Source organism: Dokdonia sp. MED134 (assembly GCF_000152925.2).
GTDB lineage: Bacteria > Bacteroidota > Bacteroidia > Flavobacteriales > Flavobacteriaceae > Dokdonia.
On sequence record NZ_CP009301.1, the window covers coordinates 2,230,226 to 2,245,070 of the forward strand.

The 14,845-nt window shown below is 38.6% G+C and carries 15 protein-coding genes; 7 read left to right on the forward strand and 8 right to left on the reverse strand.

All coding sequences use genetic code 11. The annotated features are described in order from the left end of the window. Window positions 1–188 precede the first annotated feature (188 nt). The 6 genes from MED134_RS09855 (at window position 189) to MED134_RS14760 (ending at window position 6,442) form a co-directional block, all read left to right on the forward strand. Window positions 189–1,178, forward strand: a complete 990-nt coding sequence (locus MED134_RS09855; protein WP_038598429.1) for an aspartate-semialdehyde dehydrogenase — start codon at window positions 189–191, stop codon at window positions 1,176–1,178. A gap of 81 nt (window positions 1,179–1,259) precedes the next feature. Then, complete coding sequence (locus tag MED134_RS09860) at window positions 1,260–1,892, forward strand: CatA-like O-acetyltransferase (protein ID WP_038598432.1); 633 nt, start codon at window positions 1,260–1,262, stop codon at window positions 1,890–1,892. 59 nt (window positions 1,893–1,951) lie between these two features. Then, window positions 1,952–2,326 (forward strand): DoxX family membrane protein, encoded by a 375-nt coding sequence (locus tag MED134_RS09865; protein WP_052084213.1) that lies wholly within the window; start codon window positions 1,952–1,954, stop codon window positions 2,324–2,326. A 111-nt stretch (window positions 2,327–2,437) separates the two neighbouring features. Next, window positions 2,438–4,606: a prolyl oligopeptidase family serine peptidase gene (locus MED134_RS09870; protein WP_038598434.1), complete on the forward strand. Its 2,169-nt coding sequence runs from the start codon at window positions 2,438–2,440 to the stop codon at window positions 4,604–4,606. Window positions 4,607–4,633: 27 nt separating this feature from the next. Beyond that, window positions 4,634–5,635: an NAD(P)H-dependent glycerol-3-phosphate dehydrogenase gene (locus tag MED134_RS09875; protein WP_038598436.1), complete on the forward strand. Its 1,002-nt coding sequence runs from the start codon at window positions 4,634–4,636 to the stop codon at window positions 5,633–5,635. Between the two features lie 3 nt (window positions 5,636–5,638). Beyond that, on the forward strand, window positions 5,639–6,442 hold the full coding sequence (locus MED134_RS14760; protein WP_052084215.1) for a DUF3667 domain-containing protein: 804 nt from the start codon (window positions 5,639–5,641) through the stop codon (window positions 6,440–6,442). A 44-nt stretch (window positions 6,443–6,486) separates the two neighbouring features. On the opposite strand, the gene MED134_RS09885 is transcribed toward MED134_RS14760, so the two are convergent. The 3 genes from MED134_RS09885 to MED134_RS09895 all read right to left on the reverse strand — a co-directional run bounded on the left by MED134_RS09885 (window position 6,487) and on the right by MED134_RS09895 (window position 8,468). Then, window positions 6,487–6,882 (reverse strand): hypothetical protein, encoded by a 396-nt coding sequence (locus MED134_RS09885; RefSeq protein WP_038598439.1) that lies wholly within the window; start codon window positions 6,880–6,882, stop codon window positions 6,487–6,489. A gap of 86 nt (window positions 6,883–6,968) precedes the next feature. Next, complete coding sequence (gene pheS, locus MED134_RS09890; protein ID WP_035326534.1) at window positions 6,969–7,985, reverse strand: phenylalanine--tRNA ligase subunit alpha; 1,017 nt, start codon at window positions 7,983–7,985, stop codon at window positions 6,969–6,971. 120 nt (window positions 7,986–8,105) lie between these two features. Next, window positions 8,106–8,468: a hypothetical protein gene (locus MED134_RS09895; RefSeq protein ID WP_035335302.1), complete on the reverse strand. Its 363-nt coding sequence runs from the start codon at window positions 8,466–8,468 to the stop codon at window positions 8,106–8,108. A 179-nt stretch (window positions 8,469–8,647) separates the two neighbouring features. Here MED134_RS09895 and MED134_RS09900 point away from each other — a divergent pair, with 179 nt between their 5' ends. Next, window positions 8,648–9,202 carry a CvpA family protein gene (locus MED134_RS09900; RefSeq protein ID WP_035326543.1) on the forward strand — a complete coding sequence of 185 codons (555 nt, stop codon included), beginning with the start codon at window positions 8,648–8,650 and terminating at the stop codon, window positions 9,200–9,202. A 54-nt stretch (window positions 9,203–9,256) separates the two neighbouring features. Here MED134_RS09900 and MED134_RS09905 read toward each other — a convergent pair whose 3' ends face one another. From MED134_RS09905 to MED134_RS09925, 5 genes are all read right to left on the reverse strand, one after another. Next, window positions 9,257–11,134, reverse strand: a complete 1,878-nt coding sequence (locus MED134_RS09905; RefSeq protein ID WP_035335305.1) for a SulP family inorganic anion transporter — start codon at window positions 11,132–11,134, stop codon at window positions 9,257–9,259. 146 nt (window positions 11,135–11,280) lie between these two features. Next, window positions 11,281–11,907 carry a carbonic anhydrase family protein gene (locus MED134_RS09910; protein ID WP_038598445.1) on the reverse strand — a complete coding sequence of 209 codons (627 nt, stop codon included), beginning with the start codon at window positions 11,905–11,907 and terminating at the stop codon, window positions 11,281–11,283. A gap of 44 nt (window positions 11,908–11,951) precedes the next feature. Beyond that, window positions 11,952–13,529, reverse strand: a complete 1,578-nt coding sequence (locus MED134_RS09915) for a SulP family inorganic anion transporter (protein ID WP_038598446.1) — start codon at window positions 13,527–13,529, stop codon at window positions 11,952–11,954. 121 nt (window positions 13,530–13,650) lie between these two features. After that, window positions 13,651–13,944, reverse strand: a complete 294-nt coding sequence (locus MED134_RS09920) for a hypothetical protein (RefSeq protein ID WP_038598449.1) — start codon at window positions 13,942–13,944, stop codon at window positions 13,651–13,653. Between the two features lie 136 nt (window positions 13,945–14,080). After that, entirely contained in the window at window positions 14,081–14,845 is a 765-nt protein-coding gene (locus MED134_RS09925) for a tetratricopeptide repeat protein (protein WP_038598451.1), read from the reverse strand.

Sequence of the window (14,845 nt, forward strand, 5' to 3'; positions counted from 1 at the left end):
CACCTTGTTTATCTAGCAAGGTGGTTTTTTTTATTGGTTATGAACAAACTTTAACAGATTGTTATATATGTAACTAACTTTTACAGTTTTAACGACTTATTAATGGAGCTTCCGTGCTAACTTTGGCGTTTTATAATAGTTTTCGCGAAAGCGAATAAAATGTTTACAAACCTCTTTAAAACGATACTATGAAAGTAGCGGTAGTAGGAGCCACCGGGATGGTAGGCCAAGTGATGTTAAAAGTTCTTGCAGAACGTGATTTCCCAATTACAGAGTTAATACCTGTTGCCTCAGAGCGCTCTGTAGGTAAAAAGGTTACTTATAAAGACAAGGAGTACACGATTCACTCTATGGAAGATGCCATTGCAGCAAAGCCGCAAATAGCAATCTTCTCTGCTGGAGGAAACACCTCTAAGGAGTTTGCACCTCAGTTTGCAGAGGTAGGTACAACAGTAATAGATAATAGCTCTGCCTGGAGAATGGACCCTACAAAGAAGCTTGTAGTGCCAGAAATAAATGCAACCTCACTAACTAAGGAAGATAAGATTATTGCAAACCCTAACTGCTCTACCATACAGATGGTGCTAGCAATGTCTCCTTTACATAGAGAGTACGGTATTAAGAGATTAGTCATATCTACTTATCAATCTATTACTGGTACGGGAGTAAAAGCAGTAGAGCAACTAGAAAATGAATATGCGGGTGAAAAAGGTGAGATGGCATACCCATACCCTATACACCGCAACGCCATACCAGCTTGTGATGTTTTTGAAGAAAATGGATACACAAAGGAAGAACTTAAACTGGTAAACGAAACTCAAAAAATACTAGATGATCGCTCTATAGCTGTTACAGCTACAGCAGTACGTATTCCAGTAGTAGGAGGACATAGTGAATCTGTAAATGTAGAGCTGCGTGCGCCTTTTGAAGAGAAAGATATTCGTAAGGTTCTTAATGAAACTTCTGGAGTAACTGTACAAGACAACCCAGATACAAATACGTACCCTATGCCTATTTATGCAGAGGGTAAAAATGATGTTTTTGTAGGTCGTATTCGTCGTGATTACTCACAAGAGAATACGGTAAATATGTGGATTGTGTCTGATAACCTTCGTAAGGGAGCAGCAACAAATGCAGTGCAAATAGGTGAGTACCTAGTAGCAAACGGATTAGTGTAAATCCAGCTTTTACATATCTTAGTGTATAAAAAGTCCCTCATCGCGAGGGACTTTTTATATTTGTGATAAATACCTCAAGCATTGAAAAAAATAGACATCACCACCTGGAAACGTAAGAAGCATTTTGAGTTTTTCTCACAATTTGAAGAACCTTACTTTGGGATCACCTGGCAAGTAGATATGACACTTGCAAAGCTGCAAGCAAAAGAGCAGGGTATCTCACTTTTTGTGTACTACCTGCATAAATCTCTTGAGGCGGCTATGGCTATAGAAAACTTTAGATACCGCATTAGGCCTAATGGAGAGGTGGTCTTGCTAGATACTATAAGCGCTAGCGCTACGCTTATGAGAGACAATGAGACGTTTGGGTTTAGTTACATTCCTTACGATGCAGATATGACGGTTTTTACAAAATCTGTAGAGCGTGAGGTGGAGCGTGTAAAGGAGTCAGATGAGCTTTTTCCGCCTATTAATACAGATGATGTGATGCATTGCTCTGCCATACCTTGGATGGATTTTACAGCAATCACACATTCAAGACTCTTTAAAGCAAAAGACAGTGTTCCAAAAATTTCTTACGGCCAGATTACTCAAAAAGAGCCAGGAGTTTACACAATGCCTGTTGCCTTGTATGTACACCACGGTCTTATAGATGGTTTGCATCTCTCTAGGTATAAGATCAAATTTCAAGAGCTGCTAGACGGTAAAGAGTAGGTCTTGTAATTAAGTGCTGCTCACTTCGTCTAAGGTTAGGAACAATAAAACCAACCATAATGAAATTAGCACACACAATTATAAGAATAGGCCTAGGACTTATGTTACTTGTCTTTGGTTTGAACAAATTTTTCTGGTTTATGCCAGATTTTGAATTTGGTGATAACGTAGGCGCAGCAAATCTTTTTCAGGCATTTACAGATAGTGGTTATATGTGGCCACTTGTGGGAGGGCTTGAAGCGATTATTGGAGTACTATTTATTACTAAAAAAGCATTTCCTGCGGCATTACTAGCACTTATACCTATTTCGGTAAATATTGTGCTCTTTCACGCAGTGCTTGATCCGCCTAATATTGCGCCAGCTTTACTAGTTGCTATCCTCAATGGTTACTTCATCTATCGCAACTGGTCTTATTACAAAGATTTAGTGTAGGTAGTGCGCACCATAACATATTTATACCCACTTATTTAAGTGGGTTTTTTTATGCTTTCGCGAAAGCGTAATAACTCGTATCTTGAATCTCCATTCAAACACCCACACGTTATGAAAAAACTAGTTCTATTTGCACTGGCTACAACCGCAATAATAAGCTGTAATCAAGACGCCGAAAAACAATCAACATCGATGGCTGTAACTTATACTGAAACAAAAAAAGTAGATACGGTAGACACCTATTTTGGCACAGAAGTGCAAGATCCTTATCGCTGGCTAGAAGACGATCGCAGTGAGGAAACAATGGACTGGGTAAAGCGTGAAAACAACACTACGCAAGACTACCTCAAGAATATCCCTTTTAGAGCAGAGCTTAAAGATAGACTCGCTACTTTATGGAACTATGAGAAAGTAGGTTCACCTTTTAAAGAAGGTGATTATACGTACTTCTATAAAAACGACGGACTCCAAAATCAATATGTAATTTACCGCTATAAAACAGGTGAAGATCCTAGTACAGCTACGGTATTTCTAGATCCAAACACCTTTGCAGAAGACGGTACTATCTCTTTAGGAGGAGCAAGCTTCTCTGAAGATGGATCTATACTTGCTTATGCCATTTCTGAAGGAGGAAGTGACTGGCGTAAGATTCTGGTAATGGATACAGAGAAAAAAGAAATTGTAGAAGATACCCTAGTAGATGTAAAATTCTCAGGAATGTCTTGGTACAAAAATGAAGGTTTTTATTACTCTAGTTATGATAAGCCTAAGGGCAGCGAACTATCGGCAAAGACAGATCAGCATAAATTATACTATCATAAATTGGGTACTGCACAGTCTACAGATAAGCTCATTTTTGGCGGGACAGCTGCAGAGAAGCATAGATATGTAGGTGGTAGTGTTACAAAAGATAATCGCTATCTGCTTGTGAGCGCTCGTAGCTCTACCTCTGGAGGAAAGTTATTTATGAAAGACCTTACTAAGCCAGGTAGTGACTTTGTAACCATACTTGGTCACGAAGATTCTGATAGCTACGTGATGGAAAACGTAGGGAGCAAGCTTTTTATAGCAACTAATCTTGATGCGCCTAATATGCGTGTTGTAACGGTAGATGCATCTAACCCTACACCAGAAAACTGGGTAGATTTTATACCAGAAACAGAAAATGTATTGAGCCCAAGTACTGGCGGAGGATCATTTTTTGCACGTTATATGGTAGATGCAGTTTCAAAGGTAAAACAGTATGACTACAGCGGTAAGCTAGTGCGCGATGTAGAATTACCAGGAGTAGGAAGCGTAGGAGGTTTTGGCGCAGAAAAAGATGAAAAAGAACTGTACTATAGTTTTTCAAACTATAAAACGCCAGGGAGCATTTATAAATACGACATCGCATCTGGTACCTCAGAATTATTTATCAAGCCAGATATAGATTTTGACCCAGAGGCTTACGAGAGCAAGCAGGTATTTTATAACTCAAAGGATGGTACGAAGGTGCCTATGATTATCACATATAAAAAGGGAACTGAGCTCAATGGTAAGAACCCTACTATTTTATATGCTTACGGAGGTTTTAATGTAAGTCTTACACCTAGCTTTAGCATTGCAAATGCTGTGTGGATGGAGCAAGGTGGAGTGTATGCAGTGCCTAACTTAAGAGGTGGTGGTGAGTATGGTAAAAAATGGCACGATGCAGGAACTAAGATGCAAAAGCAAAATGTATTTGATGATTTTATTGCAGCCGCAGAGTATCTTATTGATAACAAATACACCTCAAAAAAGTACTTAGCAATACGCGGTGGTTCTAACGGAGGTTTACTTGTAGGAGCGACAATGACACAACGTCCAGATCTTATGCAGGTAGCATTACCAGCAGTAGGTGTAATGGATATGTTACGTTACCACACCTTTACAGCAGGTGCAGGATGGGCATATGATTATGGTACAGCAGAGGATAGTAAAGAAATGTTTGAATACCTTAAAGGGTATTCTCCAGTACACAATGTAAAAGCGGGAACGTCATACCCAGCAACAATGGTTACTACGGGAGATCACGATGATCGTGTAGTGCCTGCGCACTCATTTAAGTTTGCTGCAGAGCTTCAAGAAAAGCAAGCAGGAGATGCCCCAGTACTTATACGTATTGAGACAGACGCTGGTCACGGGGCTGGTACGCCAGTAGCAAAAACCATCGAGCAGTATGCAGATATCTTTGGGTTCACATTATATAATATGGGCTATGAGGTACTACCAGAAAAGGTAGGCAACGTGATGAAAAAGTAACTAGCACAATTAAGACATAAAATACAGATGATGAGTAAACCCACATTTGGAGTTATAGGAGGAGGAAGCTGGGCGACCGCTATTGTAAAAATGCTATGTGAAAACCTAGAGACTGTAGGTTGGTATATGCGCAGTAACTACGCACTTGAGCACATCAAACGCGAAGAGCATAACCCAAGTTACCTAAGCTCTGTAGAGTTTAAGCCAGAACAACTTAAGTTAAGTAATGATATAAACGAGATAGTTGCTTATGCAGATGTAGTCATCTTTGCAGTGCCGTCTGCATTTATAGGTGGTGAGCTAGCAAAGCTCTCGGCTTCTTTAGAAAATAAACTCATTATTTCTGCTATAAAAGGTATAATGCCAGAGAGTGGTAAGCTGGTGGGTGATCACTTTCATAATGTATATAACATACCTTTTGAAAATATAGGGGTTATTGCTGGTCCTTGTCACGCAGAGGAGGTAGCGCTTGAGCGCTTGTCATATCTTACAATAGCTTGTGCAGATAAAGAAAATGCAAAGCTGGTGGCAAAAAACTTATCTAGTGATTATATAAAATGTACCACTAGTGATGACATTATCGGGATTGAGTATGCTGCTACGCTCAAAAATATTTATGCCATCGCGGCTGGTATTGCACACGGTTTAGGCTACGGAGATAACTTTCAAGCGTTGTTAATGAGTAATGCTATACGTGAGATTAAACGTTATGTAAAACGTGCTCATAAGATGAAGAGAGACATTAATGGCTCTGCTTATTTAGGAGATTTATTGGTGACGGGATATTCTGTCTTTAGCCGTAACAGAATGTTCGGTAATATGATAGGGAAGGGCTACACGGTAAAAAGCGCACAGATGGAAATGTCTATGATTGCCGAAGGCTATTATGCAGCAAAAAGTGCTTTAGAACTTAATGAGTCTCGCGAAAAACAAGCCAAAATTCCAATTATCGAAGCCGTGCATTGTATTCTCTATAAAGGAAAAGATCCTAAGAAGGTATTTAAAAAGCTTACAGAGAAGCTTAATTAAGGTATGAATTGTAAGAACTGTAGGGCACCATTAGAAGGAGATTTTTGCAGTAATTGTGGGCAAAAATCCCGTACAGATAGAATAAACGGCACATATGTTCTTCAAGAGATACCTAATAGTGTACTCCAAGTTGACAGAGGTTTTCTTTACACCATAAAGCAACTTTTTACTCGCCCAGGTCATACCATTAGAGAATATATAGAAGGAAAGCGTGTAAGCCATTTTAAGCCGATTTCCTTTGTACTGTTACTTGCAACTATATACGTGTTTTCATCTCTGTTATTGGATAAAAATACAGTGATGGGAGATGTCATTTCGGGGTTTAGCCAAGCCTTGAGAGATGTTTTAAAGAATGGAAACGCTTCATATATTGAAAGAGAGGCTGCGCCAGCTATTATTTCTTTTCTAGAAATTGTGAAAGACAACTATGCCTATGCAACTATAATACTTTTACCGTTTACTGCATTAACTACTTATATATCCTTTTTAGGAAAAGGATATAATTACTTTGAGCACCTAATTGTTAATCTTTTTGTGGAGGGGCAAAAGTTGATTATTTATCTTATCTGCACACCCTTACTTCTTCTCAACAGCAACGAGGATATAGCGTATTTTTTAGAAGGTACCTTGTTTATAATGCCATTAATATTTGCAGGATGGACATTTGTGCAATTTTTTAAAGAGAGTAAAATAATAACAACTATTTTGCGACTAGTATTAAGTTATATACTCTACTATATCTTGTTTAATTTAATAATGGTTTCAGGAGCTGTGGTAATAACTGGTTACTATTACATAAGTAAATAAGGTGTGTTTTTCTCTTAAGTACGCTTTCGCGAAAGCGTAATAAGCTACACTGCTAGTACACCATCTTTATCCATTACAGGAAGCGCTACGGCGCTTTCTGCTTTTATGGAATGTGCAGGAAACTCAAAACGCTTCTCATACATCTTGTTATCTAAAAAATAAGTAACCGAGTAGAAGTTATCTAGCTTAAAGATGTCTTCTTGCATAAACTCAATCTTTGCAAACCCCTTTGCTGGTAGCACTTTTATGGTGTGACGCGTGTGCGTGGTCATTTGCTTATCATTATAGCCTTGTACGGTAAGAATTACCATCTCGAGTGGTGCTAGGCCATCGTTTATGATATATGCATTCCAGTCTAGTGTTTTAAACTCCTCGTGCATTTCTTGCACAGCAGCGATATAAACGTCTTTTACTTCTGGTATGATAATGTCTTTGCGCATAGCTCTAATCTGGTCAAGCGCAGTAAAGACCTATTTAATAAAGAAATGATGTTTCCCACGACTGCGCTCGAGGGGATAGTATGACTTTAAAAAGCAGATTTAAACTGCTCTAAGAAACGTGCATCGTTCTCACTAAGCATTCTAATGTCTGAGATCTGGTGTAATAATAGTGCAATACGATCTATACCCATACCAAATGCGAAGCCACTGTACTCTTTTGAGTCAATACCACAGTTTTCAAGTACATTAGGATCTACCATACCACAGCCCATAATCTCAAGCCATCCAGTTCCTTTTGTCATTTTGTAATCTGTCTCTGTCTCAAGACCCCAGTATACGTCTACCTCTGCACTAGGCTCTGTAAATGGGAAGTATGATGGACGTAAACGTATTTTACTTTTTCCAAACATCTCTGTGGTGAAGTACTGCAGTGTTTGTTTAAGATCTGCAAATGATACGTCTTTATCTATGTATAGTCCCTCTACCTGGTGAAAGAAACAGTGTGAACGACCACTTATAGCCTCGTTACGATATACACGACCTGGAGAGATTGTACGTATAGGTGGTTTGTTGTTTTCCATATATCTCACCTGTACAGATGAGGTATGCGTGCGTAATAATACGTCTGGATCTGTTTGTATAAAGAAGGTATCCTGCATATCACGTGCTGGGTGATACTCAGGAAGATTTAAGGCAGTAAAGTTATGCCAGTCATCTTCTATTTCTGGACCTTCAGAAACGTTGAATCCTATGCGAGAAAAAATATCAATAATTTGATTTTTTACAATAGAGATAGGGTGACGTGCTCCTATTTCAATAGGTTCACCTGGACGTGATAAATCACCAGTAGCTGTTTCTTCTTCGGCGCCTTCTAGCTTTTCTTTAAGCTCGTTTACTTTTTCAAGAGCACTCGCTTTAAGGGTATTAATTACCTGTCCATATTCGCGCTTCATCTCATTAGGCACATTGCGAAAATCTGCCATAAAATCATTAACAAGCCCTTTCTTTCCAGAATACTTGATTCTGAACGCCTCTACCTCTTCTAAAGTTTGGGCATTAAAGGCCTTTACTTTTTCAATGTGTTCTTTGATTTTATCTAACATAATGGATGATTTTACCCTCTAAAAGGAAAGCGCAAATTTAAGAATAAAATTGGGGTGTAGCCTTAAAAAGAGCGTGCGAAAATAAACACCCACAAAATCTATGTTTGCTATTAGTAAGATTTAAGAAATAAGTCCTTTTTCTAAAAAGTACTGCACGATGGCATCCTTCATAAGTATTTGTTGCTCACCAGCTTTAAGTGGTGGTAATGCTTCTAGTACTTTGTAATGTGGCCATCCATCTGGATCATCATAATCGTACTGGTAGTACCCAAAAGGTTCTAGTAAACGGCATATGGCTATATGCATCAAGTTCATCTTTTCATCCTTCTTAAAGGTTTTATCTAGTTGCCCTAGCTCTTGTATACCTATGAGATATATAATGCTGTCTAGATCCATCGCTCCCGTATCTCCCTCTGCAAAGCGGTCGGCTAGTTTTTGTACTACCGCTTCATATCTCTCTTTAAGTTGCTCGTCTCTTGCCATAAATGTGCATCATCGGGAGTTTAGTCCCGCAGTTGTGATCCTATTTTATTAAGAAAATATAGATGGGTCTTACAAGTTAAGATATCCATCAAGTGTAAGATAACAAAGATACAATGCGTAGGTGAGCTACTTGCACAATATCAAAATTCATTAATCTGTAAAAAACTTATCTTAGCCATATGAACACAATAGACATCGTTTTTGGGATCATTTTGATTCTAGGTTTAGTACAAGGTATACGTAAAGGCTTTTTTGTAGAACTTGCCTCACTGGTAGGCCTTATTGCGGGTATTTACGGAGCCATACATTTCTCATATTATGTGGCAGACTGGCTTGTTGAGAAAACGGCGTGGGGAGAGCAAATTATAAAGCTTACCTCATTTGCAATAACATTTGTAATTATTGTTTTGGTTGTTTCGCTCGCAGGAAAACTGCTGACTAAAGTTGCAAATTTTGCAATGCTAGGTATTGTAAATAAGCTACTAGGCGCTGCATTTGCGGTTATAAAATTTGCCTTTTTACTAAGTGTGGTTCTTATGTTTATAGATGCAGCAGACCGGCAGATAAGTCTCATAGGTGATGATAATAAAGAAGAGTCTATTTTATATCCTATCGTACAGCCACTTGCTCCTGCATTACTTCCGGCAATTATAAAAACTGCCAAAGACGAGGATATCTATAACCCAGATAAAGAAAAAGAGCCGACTGAAACAGACGACTCTTCTAGTATTTAGCAATGTTGATAGTTACGCTTTCGCGAAAGCGTAATTACACCCCACATCATCTATTTAATATCTGTCTTTTACCTGCGTGTTAAGAGAATTGATGCACTCTTCAAAAGTGTCATAAACCTCTGTTTCTGGTATTAACTCAGGGATGATTTTAATACGTTCTAGCATATACTTAGGCTGTTTTCTAAGGCCTACAATATGCACATTAATTCCGCCTTGGTTAAGTTGGAGAATCGTGTCTTCTATCGCATATACACCAGACTGATCTACATAAGGTACACGCCCCATACGCAAGATAACATCTGATGCCGTTGCAGGAATTTGCTTAGTAAGTGCCGAAAATTCACTCGTATACCCAAAGAATAGCGGCCCACGAAGGTGCTTTATAAATACCTCCTCCTTGAGATGATCTGGAAAAATAAGTTCGTCACTCCATAATACTTTATTCTTTTCGGCGGCGCGTAGGTCAAAAACTTTAGACTGTCTAGCGGTGAAATCACCCATCTTCTTCATAAACATAAGACACGATAACACAAGGCCAATTCCTACTGCAGCCACTAGGTCCCAAACTACAGATAGCACAAGCACCACAAGCATTATAATTACCTCAGAACTTAGTTTAATAGGTCCCATCTTTAAATCCTTAGGAAGGTTAGGGATAGCTTTAAGACCTTTGTAATCCATCACTCCTATACCTACGGTAATGAGTATACCTGCAAGTACTGCAGCCGGTATTTGTGAAGCGATAGGGCCTAGGGCTAGGAGTATAAAAAGGAGTAATACACCAGCAATCATTCCTGATAATTTGGTTTTACCACCAGAGTTAATATTTACTACCGTCCTTATGGTTGCTCCTGCTCCAGGAATTCCGCCAAAGAAGGAAGCAATAGTGTTTCCTATACCTTGGCCTATAAGTTCTTTGTTAGGCTTATGTCTGGTTTTTGTCATATTATCTGCCACAACAGATGTAAGCAGCGAATCTATTGCTCCAAGAAACGAAAGCGACAGTGCCGTGAGTATATATGGTGATATGATGCTGAACTTAAAATCTGTAATGATAGAAAGCTTAGGTACGGGAAACCCGCTTGGGATTTCTTGAATTGCTCGGTATTCAAAAGGAGCAACATATGCTACTCCAGATACTACGAGCAGAGCGACAAGCGTACTAGGTACAACGGTTGTTATGCGTTTAAAGCCGTAAATAATAAAAATCGTGGCAAGCGCAAGGGCAAGCTCTATCCAGTTTATGTTTTGCAAGGCGCGTCCCATTACCTTAAATGTTCCTACCACCCCAGAAGAAGATGCTTTTGCAAGAGTTACGGCCTCCTTGTAAATGTCGGTATCGTCTGTAAGTTTTGCTCTGCGTATGGTTTCTTCAAAGTTTTCTAAAACCAGAAGACCTTCACCTGCTTCGTCTTGTAAAATCTTATCGAGCACAATTTCTTGCGCCTGTGGTTTAAAACTATCTACATAACTTTCATCTTGATTAGGATAATACCCCACAGCAGGTAGAAGTTGCGTGATAAGAATCATCACACCTATAGCGGTCATAAATCCAGATACAACAGGGTAGGGGATGTATTTTATGTATTTACCTATGCCCATTACTCCCAGTACAATCTGGAAGAGACCTGCAAGTAAAAATACGGTGAGTATGGCCGGTAGCGCCTTATCTACATCGCCATCAAAAGTTGCAATAATACCTGCGATAACTACCATACTCACTGCGGTCATAGGAGCTGTTGGTCCCGAGATTTGAGTAGGAGTTCCTCCAAAAAGTGCAGCAAAAAATGCTATAAAAATAGCACCATATAATCCGGCACTGGGTCCAAGTCCAGAAGACACACCAAAGGCAAGTGCTAGTGGTAAGGCTACAATACCTGCTGTAATTCCTCCAAAGGCATCGCCTTTAAGGTGTTTAAAGAAGTTTTTCATAATGGTTAGGTTGGTGTCAAAATAGAAAGTTAATTCTTTGCATAAAAATAGGGTGGCTTCTTAACGGAACCACCCTACTAATTTAACATTTTAGTTTGTATGAAGCGTAAACTGTTGTGAGTTACGCTTTCGCGAAAGCGGTTTTACTATACAAATGTTACTTCACCATTTGAGATGTCATAAACGCCTCCTACTATCTTGATGTCACCGTCATTTTCCATTTCGGTAAGAAGTGGACTATCTGCGCGCATCTTTTCTATCGTTAAGTGTACATTTTTTGTAACCACATCGTTTACAAATGTCTTATTTGCACTAGTGCGGTCTGCAGCATCCTTAGGCTCCTCTACTGCGTGTACAGCTGGACGTATTTTTGATAATAATGCGGTGATGTTACCTAGTTGTACATCGTCACAAGCGCCTTTTACTGCACCACACATAGTATGACCTAATACGACTACGAGTTTTGACCCAGCAACTTTACATCCGTACTCAATGCTACCTAGTACATCTTCGTTTACGATGTTGCCCGCTACACGTGCGCTAAAGATATCACCTATACCTTGATCAAAAACAAGCTCTGCAGGTACGCGAGAGTCGATACAACTTAGTACTACAGAGTGTGGCCATTGTCCACTAGTAGTATCTTTTACTTGATCTAGTAGGTTTCTATCTGCTGCCTTTGCAGCAACAAATCTTTTATTTCCTTCTTTTAAAATATCTAATGCACCTTGAGGTGTAGTAGCGTCTTGTATAGCTTTATTAAATGTTTTCATAATAGTGTGTTGTATATCACAAAAATGTGATCATTAATATTTTGTTAGGCTGTTTTAGGTCTTAGTTTAAAAAACTCAATATAACTAGGTGGGTTCTCTACGATACCACGTTCTGAGATAAGCTTGATATTGATGTTTCGGCTCTTTGCTTTAAGAGCAAAATCTTCTAGTATCTCTATAATATCGTTATCTAAGAATCTCGTTTTACGTACATCTAGCTCAAGGTAAGAGTTTTCTGGAAGGTTGTCAAGTTCCTTTAAGATAGCTCCTTTGTTAAAGAAAGTAACCTCCTCGGCAAGGGTCATTTTCATCTTTTGAGAACCGTTACTTATATCTTCTTTGTTTAAGAAGTGCGAGTTCTTGTAACTCTTGTAAAGTACTACTACGATACCTACGGCAAGACCAAGTCCTATACCCCATAAAAGATCGATAAAGAAGATACCTACTACGGTTACAATAAATGGTACAAATTGTTTCCATCCTGCATTCCACATTGCTTTAAAAGTAGCTGGTTTTGCAAGTTTATACCCTACAATAAGTAATATAGCCGCAAGTACAGAAAGTGGTATTTTGTTAAGTAGGGTTGGTATTAAAATTACAGAGATTAATAATAAGAAACCGTGTATGATGGCAGACATCTTTGTCTTACCACCAGACTGTATGTTTGCAGATGATCTTACGATTACTTGTGTCACTGGTAGTCCTCCTATCATACCAGATAAAATGTTACCTGTACCTTGAGCAAGTAACTCTCTATTAGTAGGTGTTACTCTTTTTTCTGGATCTAGTTTATCTGTTGCTTCTACACATAGAAGTGTCTCAAGACTCGCAACAAGTGCTATAGTAAATGCTGTTACCCATATAGCTGGGTTTGTAATTGCACCAAAGTTCGGAAAAGCAAATTGCCCTATAAAGCTGTCTACACTATCTGGTACAGGTACACTCACTAAGTGCTCTGCACTAATAGCATAATCTGTTCCTATTGTGCTTACATAATAGATAATACCAACGGCTACGGCAACAAGAGGTCCTTGTACTAACTGGAAAAACTTTCCTTTTTTAGAAAGCACGTTGCTCCATAAAATAAGAATAGCGAGTGCAACAACTCCTATAAGTGTAGCTCCTATACTTATAGAGCCTGCAATGTTTCCTAGTTCAGACAGGGTGTTTTCTCCATCCATTTGCGAGAAAGCAAAGTCTCCCTCAGGATCTGCATCATACCCAAAAAAGTGAGGAATTTGCTTAAAAATAATAATGATACCTATACCCGTAAGCATTCCCTTAATCACAGAAGACGGAAAGTAATAGCCAATAATACCTGCTTTTAAAAATCCAAAAATAAGCTGTATTACACCTCCTAATACTACGGCTACCAAGAAGTTTTCATAACCTCCTAGAGCGCCAATAGCGGTAAGTACAATGGCAGCGAGTCCTGCTGCAGGACCACTTACACCTATTTGAGAGCCACTTAAGGCTCCTACTACAATACCTCCTATAATACCGGCTATAAGACCAGAAAATAGTGGTGCGCCACTGGCAAGTGCAATACCAAGACATAATGGTAAAGCAACAAAAAATACAACGACACTAGCGGGTAAGTCGTTTTTTAAATATTTAAACATAATTAATAAGATAATACCCCTCCATAGTTGGATAAGGCGATGATTTTAAAATGTAATAACGCTTTCGCGAAAAGAGTAATGGGTGATATTTACACAAAGTACTCAAAAGATGAAGTAATCTTTATACGTAATCTGGTGGGGGAGAGCTCACATCTTTAATGTGGCCGTAAGAACTGTCTAGGTAGCAATAAAAAGCTAGTACAGGATCATCTGTACGTATAATAGAAAAACTGAGATCGTCTGTAAGGAACTTCTCATATTCTTCTAGCTCTTTTTTAGACTCACTTTGTTCCTCTTCGATATCTTGAACAATCTCAATAGAGCTGTCTGATTCAAAGAGTGCTATAAATGAAGGCCCTATTATAGAGAAGGACATCATAAAAGCGAGTGCATATAAAGAAATTGCCTTAAACAACGGTTGTTTTTTTAATTAGTAATAAAACTAGCAATAATTGTGATAACGTGCTTTGTTTAAAAAAAATAAATAGAATTAAAGTAGACTTACTATAAGTTACTTATAATACCTAGAATAGCAAAAGTAGAACAAATAACTACAACGCTCTTACATCTGTCGTAGGAATCCAGCCAGTTTTACCATCTGCTAGTTTTATTTTGTTCCAGTTATCTACTGTTTCAAGAATCATCACTTTAGTTCCTTCGTGTAGTATAAAAGCTAGTGTACTTTTTAAGTTTGGCTCGCTCTTTACTTCAGACGTTGCAGCAAATACAATAGCTGGGTTGTCTTTAGAAATTTTCGCGAAAGCATTATAAGCAAACACAAGTGATAAGATGGCAAGAAGTAAACTGGTCACAGAACTCACAAAAAATAAACGTTTCTTACCAGAGGCTACAGAAAAGTAGTAGCTTATAAATAGTATTACAAATAAGAATACAAATGCAACTGTAGCATATGCCCAGCCGTCTGTATTCATAATATTGAGAATGCTGTTAAACCATTTTTGAAGCGTGTTTTCTGGCAATGGTGTTATGGCATCTATCTTCATCTTATCTGCAAATGAAGCATTGTTTTTTATGTCACTATCTGCTGGAGCAAGTTGCTTTGCTTTCTCATAATAGTAAATGCTAGGCGCTACATTATTTAGTTTAAAGTGTGCATTTGCAAGGTTATAGTAAACGGCAGCGCTTTCTTGATTGCTGTCTAATATCTTTTTATAATCATCTATAGCTTCTTGATACCTGCCCTCTGCATAGTGTGCATTTGCAGTTTCAAAATATTGCTCTGGAGTTTGAGCTATAACAGGTGTAACTGCAAGCATAAGTACAGTTACCGCGATGTATGTAATCAGGTCTCTCAT

What these genes read in the sequence shown, in the direction of transcription:
- pheS (WP_035326534.1), bottom strand. Translation starts at nt 7,985, where the DNA reads ATGTTAGATAAAATCAAAGAACACATTGAAAAAGTAAAGGCCTTTAAT.
- MED134_RS09915 (WP_038598446.1), bottom strand. Translation starts at nt 13,529, where the DNA reads ATGTTTAAATATTTAAAAAACGACTTACCCGCTAGTGTCGTTGTATTT.
- MED134_RS09905 (WP_035335305.1), bottom strand. Translation starts at nt 11,134, where the DNA reads ATGAAAAACTTCTTTAAACACCTTAAAGGCGATGCCTTTGGAGGAATT.
- MED134_RS14760 (WP_052084215.1), top strand. Translation starts at nt 5,639, where the DNA reads ATGAATTGTAAGAACTGTAGGGCACCATTAGAAGGAGATTTTTGCAGT.
- MED134_RS09870 (WP_038598434.1), top strand. Translation starts at nt 2,438, where the DNA reads ATGAAAAAACTAGTTCTATTTGCACTGGCTACAACCGCAATAATAAGC.
- MED134_RS09910 (WP_038598445.1), bottom strand. Translation starts at nt 11,907, where the DNA reads ATGAAAACATTTAATAAAGCTATACAAGACGCTACTACACCTCAAGGT.
- MED134_RS09925 (WP_038598451.1), bottom strand. Translation starts at nt 14,845, where the DNA reads ATGAGAGACCTGATTACATACATCGCGGTAACTGTACTTATGCTTGCA.
- MED134_RS09855 (WP_038598429.1), top strand. Translation starts at nt 189, where the DNA reads ATGAAAGTAGCGGTAGTAGGAGCCACCGGGATGGTAGGCCAAGTGATG.
- MED134_RS09895 (WP_035335302.1), bottom strand. Translation starts at nt 8,468, where the DNA reads ATGGCAAGAGACGAGCAACTTAAAGAGAGATATGAAGCGGTAGTACAA.
- MED134_RS09885 (WP_038598439.1), bottom strand. Translation starts at nt 6,882, where the DNA reads ATGCGCAAAGACATTATCATACCAGAAGTAAAAGACGTTTATATCGCT.
- MED134_RS09900 (WP_035326543.1), top strand. Translation starts at nt 8,648, where the DNA reads ATGAACACAATAGACATCGTTTTTGGGATCATTTTGATTCTAGGTTTA.
- MED134_RS09875 (WP_038598436.1), top strand. Translation starts at nt 4,634, where the DNA reads ATGATGAGTAAACCCACATTTGGAGTTATAGGAGGAGGAAGCTGGGCG.
- MED134_RS09865 (WP_052084213.1), top strand. Translation starts at nt 1,952, where the DNA reads ATGAAATTAGCACACACAATTATAAGAATAGGCCTAGGACTTATGTTA.